The organism is Limosilactobacillus sp. (assembly GCF_041859915.1).
Classification (GTDB): Bacteria; Bacillota; Bacilli; order Lactobacillales; family Lactobacillaceae; genus Limosilactobacillus.
The window spans coordinates 69,990-89,128 of the sequence record NZ_JBFLGB010000001.1 but is presented as its reverse complement, the minus strand read 5'-3'; the positions used below and the strand labels follow the sequence as shown (position 1 = coordinate 89,128).

General features: G+C 44.6%; 20 protein-coding genes. 1 reads left to right on the top strand and 19 read right to left on the bottom strand.

Going from position 1 to position 19,139, the window contains the following annotated elements; genetic code table 11:
• From ACEYV4_RS00525 to gmk, 12 genes are all read right to left on the bottom strand, one after another.
• Positions 1-104: bL28 family ribosomal protein (locus tag ACEYV4_RS00525; RefSeq protein WP_373841509.1), on the bottom strand; the 104-nt coding region annotated here is incomplete at its 3' end.
• 134 nt (positions 105-238) lie between these two features.
• Entirely contained in the window at positions 239-895 is a 657-nt protein-coding gene (locus tag ACEYV4_RS00520; RefSeq protein ID WP_373841507.1) for a thiamine diphosphokinase, read from the bottom strand.
• Between the two features lie 74 nt (positions 896-969).
• On the bottom strand, positions 970-1,623 hold the full coding sequence (rpe, locus tag ACEYV4_RS00515) for a ribulose-phosphate 3-epimerase (protein ID WP_373841506.1): 654 nt from the start codon (positions 1,621-1,623) through the stop codon (positions 970-972).
• Positions 1,624-1,634: 11 nt separating this feature from the next.
• The gene (gene rsgA, locus ACEYV4_RS00510) at positions 1,635-2,510 is read right to left on the bottom strand and encodes a ribosome small subunit-dependent GTPase A (protein ID WP_373841505.1); all 876 of its coding nucleotides are present in this window, start codon (positions 2,508-2,510) and stop codon (positions 1,635-1,637) included.
• A 22-nt stretch (positions 2,511-2,532) separates the two neighbouring features.
• The gene (gene pknB / locus ACEYV4_RS00505; RefSeq protein ID WP_373841504.1) at positions 2,533-4,440 is read right to left on the bottom strand and encodes a Stk1 family PASTA domain-containing Ser/Thr kinase; all 1,908 of its coding nucleotides are present in this window, start codon (positions 4,438-4,440) and stop codon (positions 2,533-2,535) included.
• Between the two features lie 3 nt (positions 4,441-4,443).
• Positions 4,444-5,184, bottom strand: a complete 741-nt coding sequence (locus ACEYV4_RS00500; RefSeq protein ID WP_373841503.1) for a Stp1/IreP family PP2C-type Ser/Thr phosphatase — start codon at positions 5,182-5,184, stop codon at positions 4,444-4,446.
• Positions 5,185-5,206: 22 nt separating this feature from the next.
• Entirely contained in the window at positions 5,207-6,547 is a 1,341-nt protein-coding gene (gene rsmB, locus ACEYV4_RS00495; protein WP_373841502.1) for a 16S rRNA (cytosine(967)-C(5))-methyltransferase RsmB, read from the bottom strand.
• On the bottom strand, positions 6,537-7,490 hold the full coding sequence (fmt, locus tag ACEYV4_RS00490) for a methionyl-tRNA formyltransferase (protein WP_373841501.1): 954 nt from the start codon (positions 7,488-7,490) through the stop codon (positions 6,537-6,539). The genes rsmB and fmt overlap by 11 nt, the downstream gene beginning before the upstream one ends.
• A 17-nt stretch (positions 7,491-7,507) precedes the next feature.
• Entirely contained in the window at positions 7,508-9,931 is a 2,424-nt protein-coding gene (priA, locus tag ACEYV4_RS00485) for a primosomal protein N' (protein ID WP_373841500.1), read from the bottom strand.
• 9 nt (positions 9,932-9,940) lie between these two features.
• Positions 9,941-11,137: a bifunctional phosphopantothenoylcysteine decarboxylase/phosphopantothenate--cysteine ligase CoaBC gene (coaBC, locus tag ACEYV4_RS00480; RefSeq protein ID WP_373841499.1), complete on the bottom strand. Its 1,197-nt coding sequence runs from the start codon at positions 11,135-11,137 to the stop codon at positions 9,941-9,943.
• 119 nt (positions 11,138-11,256) lie between these two features.
• Positions 11,257-11,475: a DNA-directed RNA polymerase subunit omega gene (gene rpoZ, locus ACEYV4_RS00475; RefSeq protein ID WP_373841498.1), complete on the bottom strand. Its 219-nt coding sequence runs from the start codon at positions 11,473-11,475 to the stop codon at positions 11,257-11,259.
• On the bottom strand, positions 11,472-12,092 hold the full coding sequence (gene gmk / locus ACEYV4_RS00470; protein ID WP_373841497.1) for a guanylate kinase: 621 nt from the start codon (positions 12,090-12,092) through the stop codon (positions 11,472-11,474). Before gmk ends, rpoZ begins: the two co-directional genes overlap by 4 nt.
• Positions 12,093-12,264: 172 nt before the next feature.
• Here gmk and ACEYV4_RS00465 point away from each other — a divergent pair, with 172 nt between their 5' ends.
• Positions 12,265-12,597, top strand: a complete 333-nt coding sequence (locus ACEYV4_RS00465; RefSeq protein ID WP_373841496.1) for a hypothetical protein — start codon at positions 12,265-12,267, stop codon at positions 12,595-12,597.
• Between the two features lie 78 nt (positions 12,598-12,675).
• On the opposite strand, the gene recN is transcribed toward ACEYV4_RS00465, so the two are convergent.
• The 7 genes from recN to ACEYV4_RS00430 are packed head-to-tail and all read right to left on the bottom strand — an operon-like array spanning position 12,676 to position 19,042.
• Positions 12,676-14,370, bottom strand: a complete 1,695-nt coding sequence (recN, locus tag ACEYV4_RS00460; RefSeq protein ID WP_373841495.1) for a DNA repair protein RecN — start codon at positions 14,368-14,370, stop codon at positions 12,676-12,678.
• Between the two features lie 14 nt (positions 14,371-14,384).
• Positions 14,385-14,840, bottom strand: a complete 456-nt coding sequence (locus tag ACEYV4_RS00455) for an arginine repressor (RefSeq protein WP_373841494.1) — start codon at positions 14,838-14,840, stop codon at positions 14,385-14,387.
• Between the two features lie 9 nt (positions 14,841-14,849).
• Entirely contained in the window at positions 14,850-15,674 is an 825-nt protein-coding gene (locus tag ACEYV4_RS00450) for a TlyA family RNA methyltransferase (RefSeq protein WP_373841493.1), read from the bottom strand.
• A gap of 11 nt (positions 15,675-15,685) precedes the next feature.
• Positions 15,686-16,561, bottom strand: a complete 876-nt coding sequence (locus ACEYV4_RS00445; protein WP_373841492.1) for a polyprenyl synthetase family protein — start codon at positions 16,559-16,561, stop codon at positions 15,686-15,688.
• Between the two features lie 6 nt (positions 16,562-16,567).
• Positions 16,568-16,855 carry an exodeoxyribonuclease VII small subunit gene (locus ACEYV4_RS00440; RefSeq protein ID WP_373841491.1) on the bottom strand — a complete coding sequence of 96 codons (288 nt, stop codon included), beginning with the start codon at positions 16,853-16,855 and terminating at the stop codon, positions 16,568-16,570.
• Positions 16,855-18,192 (bottom strand): exodeoxyribonuclease VII large subunit, encoded by a 1,338-nt coding sequence (gene xseA / locus ACEYV4_RS00435; protein ID WP_373841490.1) that lies wholly within the window; start codon positions 18,190-18,192, stop codon positions 16,855-16,857. Before xseA ends, ACEYV4_RS00440 begins: the two co-directional genes overlap by 1 nt.
• Positions 18,185-19,042: a bifunctional 5,10-methylenetetrahydrofolate dehydrogenase/5,10-methenyltetrahydrofolate cyclohydrolase gene (locus tag ACEYV4_RS00430; RefSeq protein ID WP_373841489.1), complete on the bottom strand. Its 858-nt coding sequence runs from the start codon at positions 19,040-19,042 to the stop codon at positions 18,185-18,187. Before ACEYV4_RS00430 ends, xseA begins: the two co-directional genes overlap by 8 nt.
• Positions 19,043-19,139 lie beyond the last annotated feature (97 nt).

Sequence of the window (19,139 nt, the reverse complement as noted above, 5' to 3'; positions counted from 1 at the left end):
ACTTTTTGCAAGTTTGGCTTCCAGCTACGACGACTTGAGTTAAGGGCATGGGAACGCTTGTTACCAAAACGTGTCCGCTTACCGTTGATATAATCTTTAGCCATTGGTGGTACCCTCCTCTTCTCATCTTTATTTCGTTTACGCAATAAATTGCGATGTAACTCACTTAATTAATTTACCATAGTGGCTCGCCCAGTGCAAGGTTTTTCTTTCAAGTATTTTTCCTTGACACCACAAATCAGGGCTGAAAAAGGTCACGCGACCAGATCACTGCTATTATTCCTTCATCAAAGGCAAAGTGATTTACTATACTGGTAAATCGATTACTCGACCAGGAAAAAGGAATTTTATCAGTCCAATTAACCAATGGGTATTTCTCATCAGGGAGAGTTAATCCCCGAACAGGAGTCAGATTGACAAAGGCCAAATAGTCCATTTGGGGTTGGTCATAAATACTATAAGTTCCGGGCAAAAAATATTGAACAATATTCTGGGTATCAACCAAACGAATCTTTGGCAAGTAAGTCAAAAAGGCTTTTTGCAACGGCAAATAGAGATTAGCCAATAGCTGGTCGAGCCGACCACCCGTGGCTCCCCAGATATCGATTTGATCGGGCGCATAGGCATCAATTGCGGCCTTCACACCTAACTGGGTATCAGTAAAGTCCTTTGCGGGTGGGAAAGTCTTAATTTCAGCAAGTTGACTTTGCAGGCGAGCCATCTCCGCCGTAGTGGTGGAATCAAAATCACCAATAGCTGCTACCGGCCGAATTCCCCAATTCAGCAGTAAAGTAGCACCATGGTCAACACCAATCCACGTCTCATTTTGTCGTTGTAATACTTGCTCTTTGGGAACCAAGGCTTGCGGTCCACCAACCATTATATTTACGCGCATTTTTTCACCCCATCAGCATGAAAAAAAGCAGGCTAACAAGAAGAGTTTCTTCCTTCTAACCTGCTTTTAATTTTTTACTTTGTAGCATTCTTTAATGCTTTTACCTGGGCAGCAGGATCAGCCGCATCAAAGACAAAGGAACCGGCCACAGCGACGGTTGCACCAGCCTTGTAGCAATCAATAACGGTCTTGTCATTGACCCCGCCATCGACTTCGATATCAAAGTCATAACCCTTCTTTTGTTTGATAGCATTAAGTTGGGCAATCTTATCAACCGTTTCTGGTAAGAACTTCTGACCACCAAAGCCAGGGTTAACCGTCATCACCAGCACTTGGTCAACCATGTGCAAGACAGGTTCAATCATTGCAACCGGTGTACCAGGGTTAATAACTACTTCCGCTTTTGCTCCACCATTCTTAATGATCTGTAAAGCACGGTGAATATGCTGGGTTGCTTCCACCTGTACACCAATGACATCGGCACCAGCATCAATAAACAGTGGTAAGAGGTGTTCCGGATGTTCCACCATCAAGTGAACATCCAAAGTCATCTTGGTAATTGGCCGGATAGCCTTAACAAAACCCGGTCCATAAGAAATATTTGGCACAAAGGTTCCGTCCATTACATCAATGTGCAGGTATTCTGCACCGGCCTGATCAACCTTTTCGATATCCTTTTGCAAATTAACGTAATCCGCACTCAAAATTGAAGGTGCAACCTTAATCATTCTTGATTCCCTCATTTCTTATAATTTGGCTTTTGGTTGGCGATTAGTTCATGAAACTGTAAATAATCGTCATACCGACTATTCATGATTATACCATTCTCCAAGGCAGCTTTCACTGCACAATGGGGCTCCTTAATATGTAAACAGCCACGAAACTTACATTGAGGAGCCAAACGCACCATTTCTGGAAATAATTTAGGAAGTTCTTCAACCGTCATATCAAAGTTTTCATAGGATGAAAAGCCTGGCGTATCAGCGATCAAAGCATCATTAACACTCAATAAACTTACTTTACGAGTAGTATGTCGTCCCCGCTTGAGAGCTCGTGAAATTTCACCCGTTGCCAAATGCAAGTCAGGTGCCAAATGATTTAACAAAGTAGATTTCCCAGCTCCAGTTTGACCCATCATCGTTACGATTTGTCCCTGTAATTGACCTTGTAATGCCGTTAACTGGTCATCTTCAAACGGTTGCGGGGCGCAAAAAACTGGGTAACCGATTTCACGATAGCCCGCCGCGATGGCCGCAATCTGGCGGTACTCCTCCTTTGTCAGTAAATCGGTCTTGGAAAAGAAGATTAACGGCTGAATTTTTTGCCGTTCTAAAGCGATCAACTGGCGATCTAAAAGATTAGCTGAGAAAACCGGCTGTGTGGCCGCCGTTACTACCACGGCAGCATCGACATTTGCCACTGGTGGACGAACTAAGGAATTTCGTCGCGGTAACACTTTTAGAAGGTAGCCATCTTCAAACTCCACCCGGTCACCGACGATAGGCTTAATTCCCTTTTTACGAAAATTTCCTCGTCCACGAGTTCGGTAAATTTTGCCAGCGGCAATCACATCGTAAAAGCCGCTCAATGATTGTTGAATGATTCCTTTTTTCACGAATACACCTCACTATTGACTATTATCCGGTAATATTGGTGGCACTCATAATTGTCTGGCCGTTCCGGACAACCCGGTAAGCACCCATTTGATTATCCTTTAATGTAAATGGCACATTAATCGTCGTTTCCTGGTTAATTGTAATATCTTGGTATTCCATTGTTAGGTTATGGTGAGCATCCCGAATATAAACCTGTACCCGATTCTCACGCTGACCACCATTGCCATCGAATGGAATATTGATTTGAATATTAGTAGTCTTTGTCTGGTTGCCAGAATTAGCGATCGTGACCGTTAACGTATCACCATGGTTAAGTGTCATCCCCGCCTTCGGAGTTTGACTGATCACATGGTTAGTTGCCACCGTCTTAGATTTCTTCTGTTGGGTCGTTAGCTGAAGATTATGCTTATTGGCAAATTGTTGGACTACACTGATATCCTGGTTAGTAAAATCAGGAATTTTAATGTTCTTTTTACCTGCACTAACTTCAAAATCAATGATATTATTATGCGGTTTTACTGTTGTTCCCTGTCGATAATTCTGCTTAATAATGGTACCAGCTGCCACCGTATCTGAATAAGTCATATGCCGATTAACGGTGAAGCCCTTTTGCCGAAGGGCAGTTGCCGTCGTTGCATAATCAGCACCAACGTAATGTTTTAATTTCAAGTGGTCTACACCAGTACTAACCTTTAAGTTAACAGCCGAATTAACGCGGGCTGAAGCATCATTGCCCGGCTGAGCACTAATAATATGTCCCTTCGCAACATTTTGATCACTCACCCGAGTAATGTTACCAACCCGTAAGTGATGCTTTTTGAGCTGACGAGTAGCCTGCACAGGAGTTGCTCCTTCAACATTGGGAACCGTCACCGGACGCAATAGTAGCCACCAAGAACACCCAATCAGCAGGGCCAGACAGAATAGACCGGCTACCGTTACTAACCGCCGTCGATAACGCCGCCAAAAACTTGGTTGCTGCTTAGTGGTCTTCCCTTGTGGCGGTAAAGATTGTTGATTCTGATGATGGGGCATCTTATTCATCGGCAGGACCTTAGTCTCACCATTATCATCATGCTTAATCACTAAACGTGGTTCCTTTGCCCGGGCAGGATCAAGACTGGTCTTCAAGTCCTTAGCCATTGCTAAAGCACTGTCATAACGGTCAATCGGGTCCTTAGCAGTGGCTCGAATTACTACATTTTCCAATGGTTGCGGGATCTGCCCATTAAACTGTCGGACAGACGGAATCTCCTCACGAAAATGTTTGATAGCAATTGAAACGGCATTTTCGCCCTCAAAGGGAACCTTTCCTGTTAACAGTTCATAGAGAATGATTCCTAACGAATAAATATCCGATTTTTTGGTTGCAATGCTACCACGGGCCTGTTCTGGCGAAAGATAATGAACTGAACCCACCAATGTATTAGTCTGTGTTAGTGAATTTTGGGATACTGCCACGGCAATCCCAAAATCAGTGATTTTTACATTTTTATTTTCATCAATTAGGATATTTTGTGGTTTTAAGTCACGATGGATAATACCGTGAGCATGGGCCGCCTCAACAGCGGACAGCACCTGTTCCATAATATCTACTACCTGAGGCAGTGGAATTGGAAAATGCTGATGAATATATTCCTTCAGATCGGTTCCCTGAACGTACTGCATGACCATATACTGCAAACCATGATCTTCTCCCACATCAAAGATACCAACAATATGGGGATCATTAAGCTGGGTAGCCGCCATTGCCTCACGCCGGAACCGACGCTTCGTATTGGGGTCATCCCGTAGATCAAGGCGCAATACCTTCACTGAAACTTCACGGTCAAGTACCGTATCGTAAGCTAAATAAACGTTTGCCATTCCCCCTTCACCAAGGGAACGGATAATCCTATATCGATGACCAATCATATCTCCGGGATTCATAAATCAACCCTCCTGGTCATCATTTTTACCAATTAAAACAGTTATATTATCTGGTCCACCGGCATCGTTTGCCATGTCAATTAACTGGGCACACTTAGCCTTTAATGAAATTTGTTGGTTTAAGACCGCTACCATCGTTCGCTTTTCAACTGTTTTGAATAACCCGTCAGAACACAATAATAATTGGTCGCCAGGGTGAAAGTCAAAACGATTTACTTCAATTTGCGCATCCGGTGAAATGCCAATTGCCCGGGTAATAATGTTACTTTGGGGTAATTTTAGGGCCTCTTCTTCGGTAATATCACCATTTCTTACCAATTCATTTACTAGAGAATGGTCAATCGTCACCTGAGTAAGCAGCTTATCATGCAACAGATAACCTCGACTATCACCAATGTTAGCAACTACCAAGGTCTGTTGAAAAGCAATCGCTGCTACCATGGTGGTCCCCATTCCCTGATAAATCATCTTTTCTTTTGATTTTTTCAGTATCTGATCATTAATAATTTGGACTTCCCGAGCAAACCAGCGGATCGCATCCAATGGGTTTTCGGGACTATCCACTTTAAAGCGATGACCAAGCCGCTTAACCGTCATTTCGGCAGCCACATCTCCACTAAGGTTACCCCCAATTCCATCGGCAATGATCATTAATTGATGACCATTTTTGTCGGTATAACGGGCAACCCGGTCCTGATTTTGTGACCGCCGCCGGCCAATATCTGTTTGAAAGGCGATTTCCATAGTTTCTGTGATTCCCTTCTACTTATTTTCGCCGGAGACTACTAATGAAGAAACCATCGGACGCAAAATCTGATGGCAAAATTGTAAGGGTCGCTGACGCTCGATCATTTTTAAGATGACGTGTTGTCCGAGTCCGAACCAATTCAAATTCTGGATGAGCAGCCAAGAAGGCTTGAACCGTCCCATCATTTTCCTGGTTCAAGATTGTACACGTACTATAAGTAATTATACCGCCTTTTTTGACCTTTGGAGCGACTGCCATCAAAATTGCTAATTGGATTTGGTGAAGGTGCACACTGTCCTGTGGCTGTTTAGTATAACGAATCTCTGGTTTACGACGCAAAAGACCAATCCCACTACAAGGGGCATCAACCAAGATCTTATCAAAGGTGGCATCTGCAAATTTTTCATTTACCTTACGGGCGTCTAAGGTATACGTCTTAATCCTGTCAGCCACGTGCAGTCGCCGGGCATTTTTTTCGATCAAGCGGGTCTTATGCTGGTGAATATCTAAAGCATCAACGTAACCGGTCGTCAATTGAGCCGCTATTTGGGTTGTTTTCCCACCCGGAGCGGCACAGGCGTCGAGGACCCGATCATTAGGCTGAATTCCCATACTATCCACTGCCAGCATGGCACTCTCATCTTGAATTGTAACGGCACCCTCCTTAAAAAGAGTCGTGTCTACCACTTCACCCTTGGTAATTACAAGGGCATCCGGGACAACCTTGCTCTTACGGTAACCAATTCCTTGCCGGTCCAATCTCCGTTCTACGGTAATTAAATCCGTAACTGCTGTATTAACCCGTATTGCGACATGGGCTGGTTGATTAATGGACTCCAAAATTTGCCGGGTCTGCTGAGTCCCATATTGATTAATCAATTTAGTAACTAACCACTGGGGAACACTCGCTTGAATAGACAGACGCTTAACCGGTTGTTTAATTTTAGCCGGATCGGCTAAGCCCTGCCTTAAGATGGCATGCAAAACACCGGTCACAAATTTTCGAATTCCCGGATTGCCCCATTGCTTAGCTAATTCAATGCTCTCGTTGGTGACTGCCCAATTAGGAACACGATCTAGGTAGTGGTATTGGTAAATAGACATTAAAAGCAAGGTTGCTACCCAAGGATCAAGGTGACGGTGAACAAAGGGACGTAACCAGTATTCGAGGGTTAATTGATGTTGAAGAACCCCATAGACAATATTAGTTGCCAGGCGACGATCATTATCCTTGAGCTGACTCTTTGAGAAGAGTTGGTTAAGCTGCAAGTTGGAATAGGCACCATTTTGCCGTACTCGATCAAGAGCGGTTAAGGCAACACTACGGGCGGTATTTAATCGACGCTGTTTAGTTTTCACTGATTGCCTGAGCCCCTTTCTTTAACCCTTGATGACCATTTAGGTAGGCAGTAATGTCCATTGCTTGCTTACCGGCGGGCTTTAACTTGTTAATCTGGTAAGTGGTCCCCTGACCTGCCGCAATCACTAATTGGTGCTTGGTAACCTTTACCACCTGGCCCGCTGACAGTTCCGTTGTCTCACTCAAAGGAGTAACGTCATAAATTTTGGTCCGTAAACCGTCGATCACCATGTTTCCTAACGGACTAGGCCGTAATCCCCGTACTTTATCGTCAATTTGCTGAGCGGTTAGTCGATAATCGATTCGTTCCTGGGCACTAGAAATATTGGGTGAAAAAACCACTTTTTTCGGATCCTGGGCAACTGGATGGACATCACCGGCAATTAACTTAGGTAGCGTATCCAACAAGAGATCCCGACCAAGAATACTCAGTTTTTTAAACATCGTCCCCGCATCATCATCTTTTTCAATTGGGATGGCACGCTGGGCAAGAACATCACCGGCGTCCATCTTCTTGACCATATACATGATCGAAATACCAGTTTCCCGGTCGCCATTAATAATGGCATATTGAATTGGAGCTCCACCACGATATTTAGGCAAGAGCGACCCATGAACATTAATAGCAGCAATTCGAGCCGCTTGCAGTAGCTTTGTCGGCAGAAACTGGCCATAGGCTGCCGTAATCATTAGGTCCGGATTCATCGCAATTATTTTTTCCATTTCCGGACTCTTATTCAATTTTGCCGGCTGCAAAACGTCAATTCCGTACTTTTGAGCTAACTGTTTAACAGGTGAACTGTGTAAAACATGCTTACGGCCAATTCGGTGATCTGGTTGGGTTAGTACGGCTTGAACATCATACTCTGGTCGGGCAATTAGGCTTTGCAGAATTGGAACGGCAAATTCAGGCGTTCCCATAAAGACGATTGAAGTTGACATTTTAAACATCCTTTCGTTCAAATAAAATATTGGGGGTCCGGATCGATACTGACCTGAACATCCTTGAAACTTTTTGACTGTGTCTCTTGCAAGATCTGCAAGAGCAATTGGTGCAAATAAGGATCTTTCTTATACTTGATTACAATTTGATAATAATAGCGTCGTTTCATGCGAGCAATTGCCCGCGGAGTCGGTCCTAAAACAATGGTGGTTGAGGCAAGGTGGTGATCCAATTTCTGACGAATATGGGCCATTGCCCGGGCAGCTTGGGCTTCTTCCGGATGGGAAGCCATCAAACGAATCGTGTAATAATACGGTGGATAACCGGCCTGGTGGCGTAAATTCATCTCCTGGCGGAAAAAACGCTCATAATCGTGCGCCTGGGCATCACGAATAGCATAGTGATCTGGATTAAAGGTTTGGATAATTACTTGTCCCTGCTTATTAGCCCGACCGGCACGCCCACTAACCTGACAAAGCAGGTCGAAGGTGTGTTCACTGGCTCGAAAATCCGGCAGGCCTAGTCCAGTATCGGCGTTAAGTACCCCAACTAAAGTGACGTTTGGAAAGTCTAACCCCTTGGCAATCATCTGGGTACCCAATAAAATATCCGCCTGTTGAGTGCCAAATTGGCGTAATAGTTTTTCATGCATCCCCTTTCGGCGGGTCGTATCAACATCCATCCGGATAATCCGGGCATTTGGTAAAAGCTGATGTAATTCGCGTTCAACCTTTTCCGTCCCCGTACCGTAATACCGAATGTGGCGACTATGACAGTTGGGACATACTTGGGGAATGGGTTCCTCATGACCACAATAATGACATTTCATCGTCCGGGTATCCATGTGAAGGGTTAGTGAAATATCACAATTAGGACACTTCAACACAGCTCCACAGTCTCGGCACATCATAAAGGATGAAAAGCCCCGTCGGTTTAACATTAAGATGCTTTGCTCATGACGCTGCAATCTGAGATCCAAGGCTTGCAAAAGTGGTAACGAAAAATTACTTTCGCCCCGACGCTTAACCTCAGCACGCATATCGACTACCTCGATTGGTGGTAATGGTTGCCGGTTAACCCGGTGAGGTAGTCTTAATAACTGATAAACACCTTTCAACGCCCGGGCACGACTTTCTAAGCTGGGGGTGGCTGAACCTAAAACCAATGGAGCATGATGATAACGCGAACGCCACTTAGCGACTTCTCGTGCATGATAACGGGGAGCATCATCCTGTTTGTAACTGGTTTCATGTTCCTCATCCAAAATAATAATTCCCAAATTCTTCAAAGGGGCAAAAACCGCGGAACGGGCGCCGACTACAACTTTGGCCTGCCCCCGTTCGATCCGTCGCCATTCATCATATTGCTCACCATTAGAGAGGCCACTATGCAAAACCGCTACTTGGGAGCCAAAGCGTCGTCGTACCCGATTTACGATCTGAGGAGTCAATGAAATCTCAGGCACCAACATTAACGCCGTTCGCCCATTTTGGAGTGCTTGGGCAATTGACTGGAGATAAACCTCAGTCTTCCCACTGCCAGTAACCCCCTGTAAAAGGAAAGTTTGAGCAGTCTGGGTATTAATTGACTGGCAGATTTGTCCCACTGCTTTTTGCTGGTCTGGGTTAAGTTTCAATGGTCGTTCAAGATGATCATCATCAACAGGTTGGGTATAAGGATTACGGTATACTTCAATTGGAACCTTCTTTAACCACCCCTTTTTAGCCCCTAAGTTAAAGGTCCCCACCTTTAGCTTAGCAACCTGTTCGGCCGTTGTCTGTTTGACATGTTTCCCGATAATGCTTTGTAAGTAAGATAGCAGCCGATTCTGAGCATGAGCGTTGGGATGCAAAGAAGTTCGGGCATCTTCAAGTTGTTCAAAATTCAATAAGGGGGTAATGCCGGTCACCGTTTTAGCATGTGCACGGTTGGTTACCTGGTAATCAATCGTTACTTTCTTGGCCCGTTTTAATTGCATTAACCGACTCATCTTGGCCGGATCATGTTGAAATTCGGCTAAGTCACACTTATCTTGGCCATGAAAAAGATCAAATATATCCTGTTCATCAAGCTCATCAATAACTCGAACGACTCGCTTAGCCTTCGATTTTAATATATTAGGCAGCATCGTATATAGACATGAAATCCAAAAAGAATAGGTCGTATCGGCCAGCCAAGCACTGAGCTTTAACAACTCAGAATTAACAACCGGTTGAACGTCCATGACTGCCGCAATTGGTTTAAGCTTCCCCTGATAATTCGAATGGGCAGTAAAGCCAACCACAAAGCCCTGGACCTGACGATGACCATTGCCAAAAGGAACCGCTACCCGCATACCAACCTTTAACTGGTGAATCAGCTGTTGCGGAACCAGGTATGTATATGGCTGGTTAGTCTGCATGGTTGGTACGTCAACAACCACTTGTGCTAGTTCCGCCATTCAATCACCTCACTTCATCATTTCTGCAATTAACTTCACTAATCGTTGAGCCACCGCAGTTTTACTCATCTTAGGCCAGACAACTGGCTTCCTATTTGTCTGCAAGATTGTTACCTGGTCTTGGTCAGCACCAAAGGCACTATCTTGACCAGCGACATTATTAGCCACGATTAAATCCACGTGTTTATGGGTTAATTTCTGTTGGGCATTCGCTAGCAAGTGCTGGGTTTCAGCCGCAAAGCCAACCACTATCTGATCAGTCCGCTTAGTTTGGGCAACAGCTTTTAAAATGTCGACCGTTTCCGTCAATTGCAAGGTCCATCGAGGTTGACCAGCCCGCTTTTTGATTTTCTGTTTGGCAACTTTTACAGGACGGTAGTCAGCGACCGCGGCCGCCATTATCAAGGCATCAGCATTTGAAAAGCTTTTTTGAACGGCCTTTAACATTTCAGTCGTTGTCAGCGCACGTACCACCATAATATTGGCTGAGTTGGGAAGATCAACACTTACTTGACCGGCGATTAAAGTAACCCGTGCTCCCATAGCCGCAGCTGCATACGCAATCGCTATCCCCATCTTACCAGACGAGCGATTGCCAATGTAACGAACCGGATCGAGTGGTTCACGAGTCCCACCGGCTGTTACAACTAATTGCTTACCAGCAAGCAACTGATCCTGAGCTAAATATTGCTGGACTTTATTCACAATTACTTCTGGCGCCGGTAACCGTCCCTTACCAGAATAGCCCTCGGCTAAACGACCAGTTGCCGGATCGATTACCGTCACACCATCCGCTTTTAATTGTTCTACATTCCGCCGAGTCGCCGGAGCTCCCCACATATGGCTATTCATCGCCGGAACGACAATTTTAGGTGCACTGGTAGCCAGGAGAGTCGTTGAAGCGGCATCGTCGGCAATACCATTGGCCATCTTTGCAATGATATCAGCTGAGGCTGGGACAACTACAGCTAGTTCCGTCCAGTCCGCCCATTCAATGTGAGGAATTGGTTGGTCAGAAACCGCCCATAAATCAGTCAAAACCGGGTGCTTGGTTAGCGCCGCCAAAGTTGCCGGACCAACCAATTTAGTAGCCGCAGAGGTCATCACCACTCGGACCTGATGACCTCTCTTTTGCAGTCCCCGGACGACTTCAATCCCCTTGTAAGCCGCAATACTGCCTGAAATATAGATCGTTATTTTTGCCATTACATCACCCCACCTAATTTCAGCTTCACTAATTATATCATTAACTTGCAAAGAAAAAGAGGATTGAACTCGGCTTTACAACCAAGGACAATCCTCCTCTACATTTTATCGACCAATTATTAATCTTGCAGGTCTTCGGTATGGTTAGGGTCAATTGTAACCTTACCAGCTAAAATTTCCTCTAAGGCCTTACCAACGGACTTACTGGAGCGATAGTGATCAAGCAGTGGTGCTGAACCCGTATCCAGTTCATGAGCACGTTTACTTGCTAACATCACTAATGAGTAACGAGAGTCAATCCGCTTCAACAATTCGTCAACTGATGGATAAAGAATCATTTGTGTGAATCTCCTAACATTTCAAGATACCGCGGCATTACTCGAGGAACCCGCAGTCGTTCTGTCCGAATAATGTCCTTAATTTTTTCAACTGCCCGCGGAACTTCATCATTTACAACTGCATAGTCGTAGTTTTGCATCATTTGAATTTCACCAACGGCCTTGTGGATCCGCTTATTAATGACATCCATGCTGTCAGTCCCCCGGTTGATCAATCGGTGCTTTAATTCATCCAAATCCGGTGGCGTCAAGAAAATGAAAACTCCATCCGGAACCTTTGAACGAACCTGCATTGCACCGTTAACCTCAATTTCTAGGAAAACATCCTTTCCAGAATTCAACGTTTCATTAACATATTTTAATGGGGTACCATAATAATTGTCAACATACTTCGCGTATTCCAGCATCCCACCAGTTTGAATTTCATGCTCAAACTGCTTCTTAGTTACAAAGTAATAATCAACCCCATTGACTTCACCAGGTCGGGGCTGACGAGTCGTCATTGAAACTGAATACTGAAAATCATTATCTTTGGAATCAAAAATTGCCTTCCGAACGGTCCCTTTACCAACACCAGACGGACCGGAAAGGACAATCAACATACCACGATTTGCCATCTATATTGCTCCCTCATCAAAAATTAACGTATTAGTTAATATAATGCACTAAAAGGCTTGATAAATCAACCTTCTGTAGCAGAATCCACTAATTTGCATTACCTAGCCTTGCAATTCTGAACAGATGTTCGTATACTATAGACGCAAACAAATGTTCGGAGGCGTTAGCACGATGCAACAATATAATAACCGACCTACTATCTTAAAACGAGCTCCACGCCTAATCAAGGGCACGCTACGCCAATTATTTAGGGAGAATAATTCTTTAACACAAGTACAACTGTTTCACCAACAACCGGTTAAACAGCGTCGTCTGTTCCTCGACCGGGCCATTAAAGAGCACTGGTTAGTTTTCTTTCAACTTATCCCTAAAACCGCTGCGGGTTATCCGGTTAACGTCTACGGACGAGTTAAACAATTAGATAAATACCGTTTTCTAATCACTAATCAAAACACTACTTACATAGTTAATTTTAATCAAATCAATTACATTGCCAACCTTTAATGGTCTATAACGTGCTGACCAAATCTTAAAAATGACGGCTGAGAGAATCAATTTTCTCAACCGTCATTTTTCTATTATCTAATCCTTTTTAGTACCGGGATGAGCCATCTCTAATAGTTCCTGGGCATGTTCCTTAGTCAATCGGGTAATCTTTTCTCCTGATAACATCCGGGCTAATTCATTAACCCGCTGAGGAACCGTTAAAACTGTCACCCTGGTGGTGGTCCGGTTATCACGAACCGTCTTCTTAATCAAAAAGTGGTGTTGTGCAACTGCTGCTACCTGAGGAAGGTGAGTGATACATAGTACCTGTGAATGGGCCGCGATTACCTTAATCTTATCAGCAATTGCCTGAGCAACCCGACCACTGACTCCGGTATCAACCTCATCAAAAATAATGCTGGTCACGCCCTCATTTTGGGCAAAAATCGTCTTTAAGGCCAACATGACCCGGGAGAGTTCCCCACCAGAAGCAATTTTGGCTAGGGGACCCATATTTTCACCCGGATTAGTTCGGATATAGAATTCTACATCATCGATTCCCGTAGAGGTAAATTGATCTGTGGCATGATTAGCAAAGTGAACCTCAAAGTCAGCCTTGGCCATATACAATTCTTGAAGCTGCTGGTGAACCCGTTTAGCTAATTCATGAGCAGCATGCTGTCGGGCCTGACTAAGTTGTTTACCAAGTTTGCGTAAAACAGCAGTGGATTTCTTAAGCCGCGCTTCAAGGTCATTACTATCATCAGCAGCTTCTTCCATCGAATTTAATTCTTGTTTAATCTTAGTATAGTAGGCCAAAACATCATTAACCGTATCTCCATACTTATGTTCCAGATCGCCAATAACCGTGAGCCGCTGGTCAATAGCATTTAAACGATCATCATCAAATTCCAGCATATCAAGCTGCCGACCAGCTTCATTTGCAACGTCCTGCAATGCATAGTAAGCATCATTAAGTGACTTACTAAGCTGATCGTAATCGTCATCAAAATCGGCAATATTATTAATAGCATCCATTACTGTGGCAATTTGGTCAAGAACCGGTGCTTCACCGTCATTAAAAGTTGTTACCGCTTGCTGCAGAGCATTATTAATCTGCTGATAATGGGCTAACCGTTCCCGTTCGCTCGTCAGTGCATCCTCTTCATCAGGCTTAAGGTTAGCATCCGCAATCTCTTTGACCTGGTAACGCAACATATCAAGCCGCTGCGCCCATTGCTGTTCGTTTGCCTGTTTTTGTTCAACGGCCGTCTTTAATTTAACATAATCACGATAATGAGCTTGATACTTAGCCAAGAGGGGCTGAACCGCCGTAGCAGCAAACTGATCCAGCATCCCCAAATGTGTTTCCGGCTGCATTAATCGTTGGTGCTCATTTTGCCCCTGGATATCCACCAAGTGGTTGCCGATCTTGCGCAGCATCGTCGTGTTAATCAATTCACCGTTAACACGAATCGTATTACGACCACTACGGTAGATTTCCCGCGAAATGATCAATGTACCATCATTATGTTCAATTCCCATTGTATCTAGCAAGTGGTCAAGGGCGGGATCAGTAGGAATTGCAAACTGTCCCTGTAAATGGAGCTTATCTTCACCACGACGAATATATTCCTGCGAACCACGACTACCAGCCAACAAGCCCACAGCATCGATAATAATGGACTTCCCGGCCCCGGTTTCACCGGTCAAAACAGTCATTTGGTCGGCAAACTCCAGAGTCAGGTGCTTAATAATCGCTAAATTATCGATTGTTAATTCCTGAAGCACAAACTCACCTTACCTTACTGATTTGCTAATTTCTTTAATTTCTGACAAAGTTCTGTTGCAGCTAAAGCCGAGACACAAATAATTAATACATTGGCATCATCCCCAATGGTCGTAAAAATGGTTGGATAGTTAAGCCGACGCAACAGCAAAGCCACCACCGGACCATTTCCTGGATGAACCGTTAGTGCGACAAAGCGGTCATCCTGTTTCAATTGCAATAAACCATCCCGCAAGACATCTACCAATTGCGTCTCATCACTTTGATGATGATAAGCTGGTAAAGCATACCGGTAACCACCATCTTCTGCTGGGACCTTCACCAGTTGCATTTCTTTAATATCACGTGAAATGGTCGCCTGGGTCACATGCAACCCCATTCTATTAAGGTGCTTTACCAGATCATCTTGACGTTCAATACTTTCACTAGTAATAATCTCTTTAATCTTTTGCTGACGCTCTGCCTTCTTCATTACTCATCCCTACTTTTTCTTCTTATTCAAATCTTGGTCAGCAGCTGCCAAGACCCGATCAACATCAATTGTTGGGGCCGTTTTACCAGGGCCATCCACCAGCTTCAGGTGAACCAGGAATTCAATGTTGCCCTGACCACCCTTGATTGGTGAATAATCTAATCCCAAAACATCAAAATGGTCTTCATTAGCGAATTGCAGAACCGTCTGTAAAACAGCCCGGTGGACCGCATGACTACGAACAATGCCATGCTTACCAACGTGATCTCTCCCTGCTTCAAATTGAGGCTTGATCAGGGCAACTACTTCACCACCCAACGGTAAGATTTGTGCTAACGGTGGCAAAATCAAACGAAGCGAAATAAAAGAAACATCAATTGAAGCAAACTCGGGTTGACCATGGGTAAAATCGGCCAGCTTACTGTAACGAAAGTTAGTCTGTTCCATTACAACAACTCGTGGGTCCTCGCGTAATTGCCAAACCAATTGATTCGTTCCCACATCAAGGGCATAGCTTAACTTAGCACCATTCTGAAGCATGACGTCAGTAAAGCCGCCTGTTGAAGAGCCGATATCCAATACCGTCTTACCTTTTACACTAATATTAAACGCTTTCAACGCCTTGGCTAATTTAAGACCTCCGCGGCTGACGTAAGGCATCTTATGCCCTTTCATATGCAAGGTGGTGGTAACTGGTATCTTTTGTCCCGGTTTGTCCAACCGTTCGTTATTCTTACCTAGAATTTCACCAGCCATTACCGATCGCTTGGCCTGTTCACGAGAATCAAACAATCCCTGCTTTACTAATAAAACATCTACTCGTTCTTTTTTCATTGCTAATTCCTTTATAGTTTAAAGTACGCTAAAAATTGGTTATAGCCGCTAGCTGATTTGCCAGTTAGCTTGGTTAAGCGTTGCTGGACCTGGCGAGCTGATGCTAAGGCCTTGTGGAGCTGTTCTTTAGCACCAGCTACCCCTAGTAAGCCAGGATAGGTATTCTTGTGTTCTCCCGCATCCTTATGAACTCGTTTACCCATTTGGGCGGTAGTACCAACAACATCCATCAAGTCATCATAAATCTGAAAGGCTAGACCAAACTGTGCACCAAAGTCGGCTAGTGCTGCCTTAACTGGCCGTGACTGATTAGTGATAATGCCACCTGCTAGTACTGCATACCGCAATAGGGCACCCGTCTTTTGACGATGAAGATACCGTAACTGTGGAAGAGTCAACTCTTGGTGTTCTCCTTCGATATCCCGGGCTTGACCGGCAACCATTCCTGCAGGTCCAGCTGCCTGGGCTAAGGCTAGGGTTAGTTCTGCCCGAATAGCCGGCGGAAGTTGGTTATCACTGACCCACTGGAAGGCCAGGGTTAAGAGGCCATCACCAGCGAGGGTAGCCATTCCAGCCCCAAATTTGATATGGTTGGTCGGTTTTCCTCTTCGCAGGTCATCATTATCCATTGCTGGCAAGTCATCATGGATTAATGAATAAGTATGAAGTAGCTCGAGAGCAGTGGCGGCATGCATCACGTCGTCATTGATAGTGCCCCCCAGCATCTCAACCGTGGCTAAGGTTAGAGCTGGTCGCAACCGCTTGCCGCCCGCCATTAATGAATAATTCATTGCCGCGTAAAGAGTCGGCTGATCAACATCTGTCTTCAAATGAGCGGCTAAATAATCATCAATTTTCTTTTTCAATTCAGGAATCGAATCAACCATGATTAATTACCCCTTTACTTCATCACTGCTACCGAAGCCCCGGTTACCGCCACCGTTGTTGCTTGGGTCATCATTACCTTTTTCATATACTTTTTCGTTACCATCATCATCAATTAAATGACCAAGCGTCTTTTCAGCGCTGGTTAACTTATTTTGTAGGGACTTAGAAAGCCTAATACCAGTCTGAAACTGTTGTAAGGCTTCCTCTAAAGGAATGTTACCCTGCTCAAGTTGATTAACAATCTGTTGAAGTTGGTTAAGTTGTTCTTCAAAACTTGGTTCCTTTGTTGCCATTATTTATTCTCCTTGATTTTCGTAATCTCTGCTGCTGCTTGACCATCGGCAAAATGAAGGTGAACCTCTTGTCCCACCGTCAATTGCTTAGCGTGACTAACAACCCGCTCTTTCCTGGTCACGTAAGTATAACCACGACTCATAATCTTCAATGGACTCAGTGAATCCAATTGATGAACTAAACTCTGAAACTGCTCTTGTTGGTGATGATAATTATTAATCACATTAATCCGCAATTGCTTGTTTAACTGCTGGACCAGTTGACGATCCTGAGCAAGCTGGTGTGCCGGTGAATGAGCCAGCAACTGTCCCGTGACACCCTGGACTTGATTTTGCAAGCGAAGGAATAATTGTTGTTGCAGTTGCGAAAGTTGCTGAGTTAATTGGTCTACTTTCTGAGTATAATTCTCGTATAGCCGTTGTGGTTGTTGGAAAATATAACTCTGTGTCTGTTTGGCCAATTCTTTTTTGGCAAATTCGATTCGATTGCGCATTGCCGTCGCCAAACGCTGCCGACAATCTTGAATGGCCAACAGGGTATCGGTTAGAACTGGTGTCGCCAATTCTGCAGCAGCCGTTGGCGTTGCCGCTCGCCGGTCAGCTACCAAATCAGCAATCGTCGTATCAGTTTCATGACCCACTGAGGAGATTACCGGAATCTTGCTGGCGGCAATGGCCCTCGCTACCACTTCTTCATTAAACGGCCACAGGTCTTCAATTGAACCACCACCACGACCAATAATAAGGGTATCAAAATCTCCCCGCTCATTTGCCCGTTTAATTTGGCGGGCAATATCAGCCGCCGCTTTGTCGCCCTGAACTACCGTCGGGTAGAGAACAACCTGAGCAATTGGGTAACGGCGGCGAACGGTGGTATTGATATCACGGATAACCGCTCCATCAAGACTGGTTACCACGGCAATTCGTTTAGGAAACTGTGGCAAGGGTTTCTTAGGAAGATCAAAGAGGCCCTCTTGCTGTAATTTCTTTTTGAGTTGCTCAAAGGCGACGTAAAGGGACCCCACACCGTCAGGCTCCATTTTATCAATGTAGATTTGGTAGCGACCACTGCGCTCATATAAGCCAACATGGCCAACCACCAAAAGCTTCATCCCTTCCTCAGGGCGAAACTTAACCTGACGAAACTTATTTTCAAACATCACCGCATCAATTACAGCATGATCATCCTTCAAACTAAAATATTGGTGACGTTGACGAAGACGAAAGTTAGACAATTCTCCCGTCAGGTAAACAGTTTGAAGGTATGGATCACGATCAAATTTTAACTTCAGGTACTTGGTCAGTTGACTGACCGTTAAATATTTACTCCTATCCATTGTGTCGCCACTCCGCGAGGTCCACCGTCTGCTGCATTAAGGTAGCAATGGTCATCTGGCCAACACCACCGGGAACCGGGGTGATTAGCTTAGCAATATCCTTCACATTATCAAAATCCACATCCCCAGTAAGCTTACCAGATGGCAACCGGTTAATACCAACATCAATTACCACGGCACCCGGTTTGACGGCCGACTTTTTAATCAAGTGTGGTGAGCCCGCTGCCACAACTAGCAAATCCGCCTGCCGGGTCAAAGCAGGTAAGTTTTTCGTATAGCGATTTGCTACGGAGACGGTCGCATCAGCATTGGTTAAGAGAGCTGCCAAGGGTTTACCAACTAAAATACTGCGACCAACAATCACAGCATTCATTCCTGCTGGATTAACTCGATAATGGTCAAGCATCGTCATAATCCCACGCGGCGTGCAAGCAATCGGATAGTGTCCCGTCTGATTACCATACAGTTTTCCTAGATTTAGGGGATGCAGACCGTCAACATCCTTATCTGGACGAATAGCATTGGTAATTGCTTGACCATCTAGGTGAGACGGCAGAGGCTCCTGAACAATAATGGCATCAATTGATTCATCATGATTGTATTGCTTAATTGTTGCCATTACCGTTGCTTGATCAACCGTTGCTGGGAAACGTTTTAAAACAGAATGAATTCCTAACTTGGTCGTTCGACGGTGCTTATTACGAGTATAAATCAGACTAGCAGGATCATCACCAACCAAGATTAAGGCAATTCCCGGTTGAATTTTCCTTTTTGCCAGACATTCAACCCGTCGTTTCGTCTGCAGGTTAAGTTTCTTAGCTAGCTGCCGACCATCAATGATATTCGTCATTGCAAGTCCTCCTCTAAATCTAAAGTTAAATACTAAAATTTATTTTACCATGTTCCTAATTACCTGACGGAACTATCCTAATAAATAAAGCGCCGAT

Excerpts from the sequence above, each read along its gene's own strand:
- pknB (WP_373841504.1), bottom strand. The coding sequence starts at position 4,440 with ATGAATCCCGGAGATATGATTGGTCATCGATATAGGATTATCCGTTCC.
- rpe (WP_373841506.1), bottom strand. The coding sequence starts at position 1,623 with ATGATTAAGGTTGCACCTTCAATTTTGAGTGCGGATTACGTTAATTTG.
- priA (WP_373841500.1), bottom strand. The coding sequence starts at position 9,931 with ATGGCGGAACTAGCACAAGTGGTTGTTGACGTACCAACCATGCAGACT.
- gmk (WP_373841497.1), bottom strand. The coding sequence starts at position 12,092 with ATGGCAAATCGTGGTATGTTGATTGTCCTTTCCGGTCCGTCTGGTGTT.
- fmt (WP_373841501.1), bottom strand. The coding sequence starts at position 7,490 with ATGTCAACTTCAATCGTCTTTATGGGAACGCCTGAATTTGCCGTTCCA.
- ACEYV4_RS00500 (WP_373841503.1), bottom strand. The coding sequence starts at position 5,184 with ATGGAAATCGCCTTTCAAACAGATATTGGCCGGCGGCGGTCACAAAAT.
- ACEYV4_RS00520 (WP_373841507.1), bottom strand. The coding sequence starts at position 895 with ATGCGCGTAAATATAATGGTTGGTGGACCGCAAGCCTTGGTTCCCAAA.
- xseA (WP_373841490.1), bottom strand. The coding sequence starts at position 18,192 with ATGGATAGGAGTAAATATTTAACGGTCAGTCAACTGACCAAGTACCTG.
- ACEYV4_RS00450 (WP_373841493.1), bottom strand. The coding sequence starts at position 15,674 with ATGAAAAAAGAACGAGTAGATGTTTTATTAGTAAAGCAGGGATTGTTT.
- ACEYV4_RS00440 (WP_373841491.1), bottom strand. The coding sequence starts at position 16,855 with ATGGCAACAAAGGAACCAAGTTTTGAAGAACAACTTAACCAACTTCAA.
- rpoZ (WP_373841498.1), bottom strand. The coding sequence starts at position 11,475 with ATGATTCTTTATCCATCAGTTGACGAATTGTTGAAGCGGATTGACTCT.
- ACEYV4_RS00445 (WP_373841492.1), bottom strand. The coding sequence starts at position 16,561 with ATGGTTGATTCGATTCCTGAATTGAAAAAGAAAATTGATGATTATTTA.
- ACEYV4_RS00465 (WP_373841496.1), top strand. The coding sequence starts at position 12,265 with ATGCAACAATATAATAACCGACCTACTATCTTAAAACGAGCTCCACGC.
- ACEYV4_RS00430 (WP_373841489.1), bottom strand. The coding sequence starts at position 19,042 with ATGACGAATATCATTGATGGTCGGCAGCTAGCTAAGAAACTTAACCTG.
- ACEYV4_RS00455 (WP_373841494.1), bottom strand. The coding sequence starts at position 14,840 with ATGAAGAAGGCAGAGCGTCAGCAAAAGATTAAAGAGATTATTACTAGT.
- coaBC (WP_373841499.1), bottom strand. The coding sequence starts at position 11,137 with ATGGCAAAAATAACGATCTATATTTCAGGCAGTATTGCGGCTTACAAG.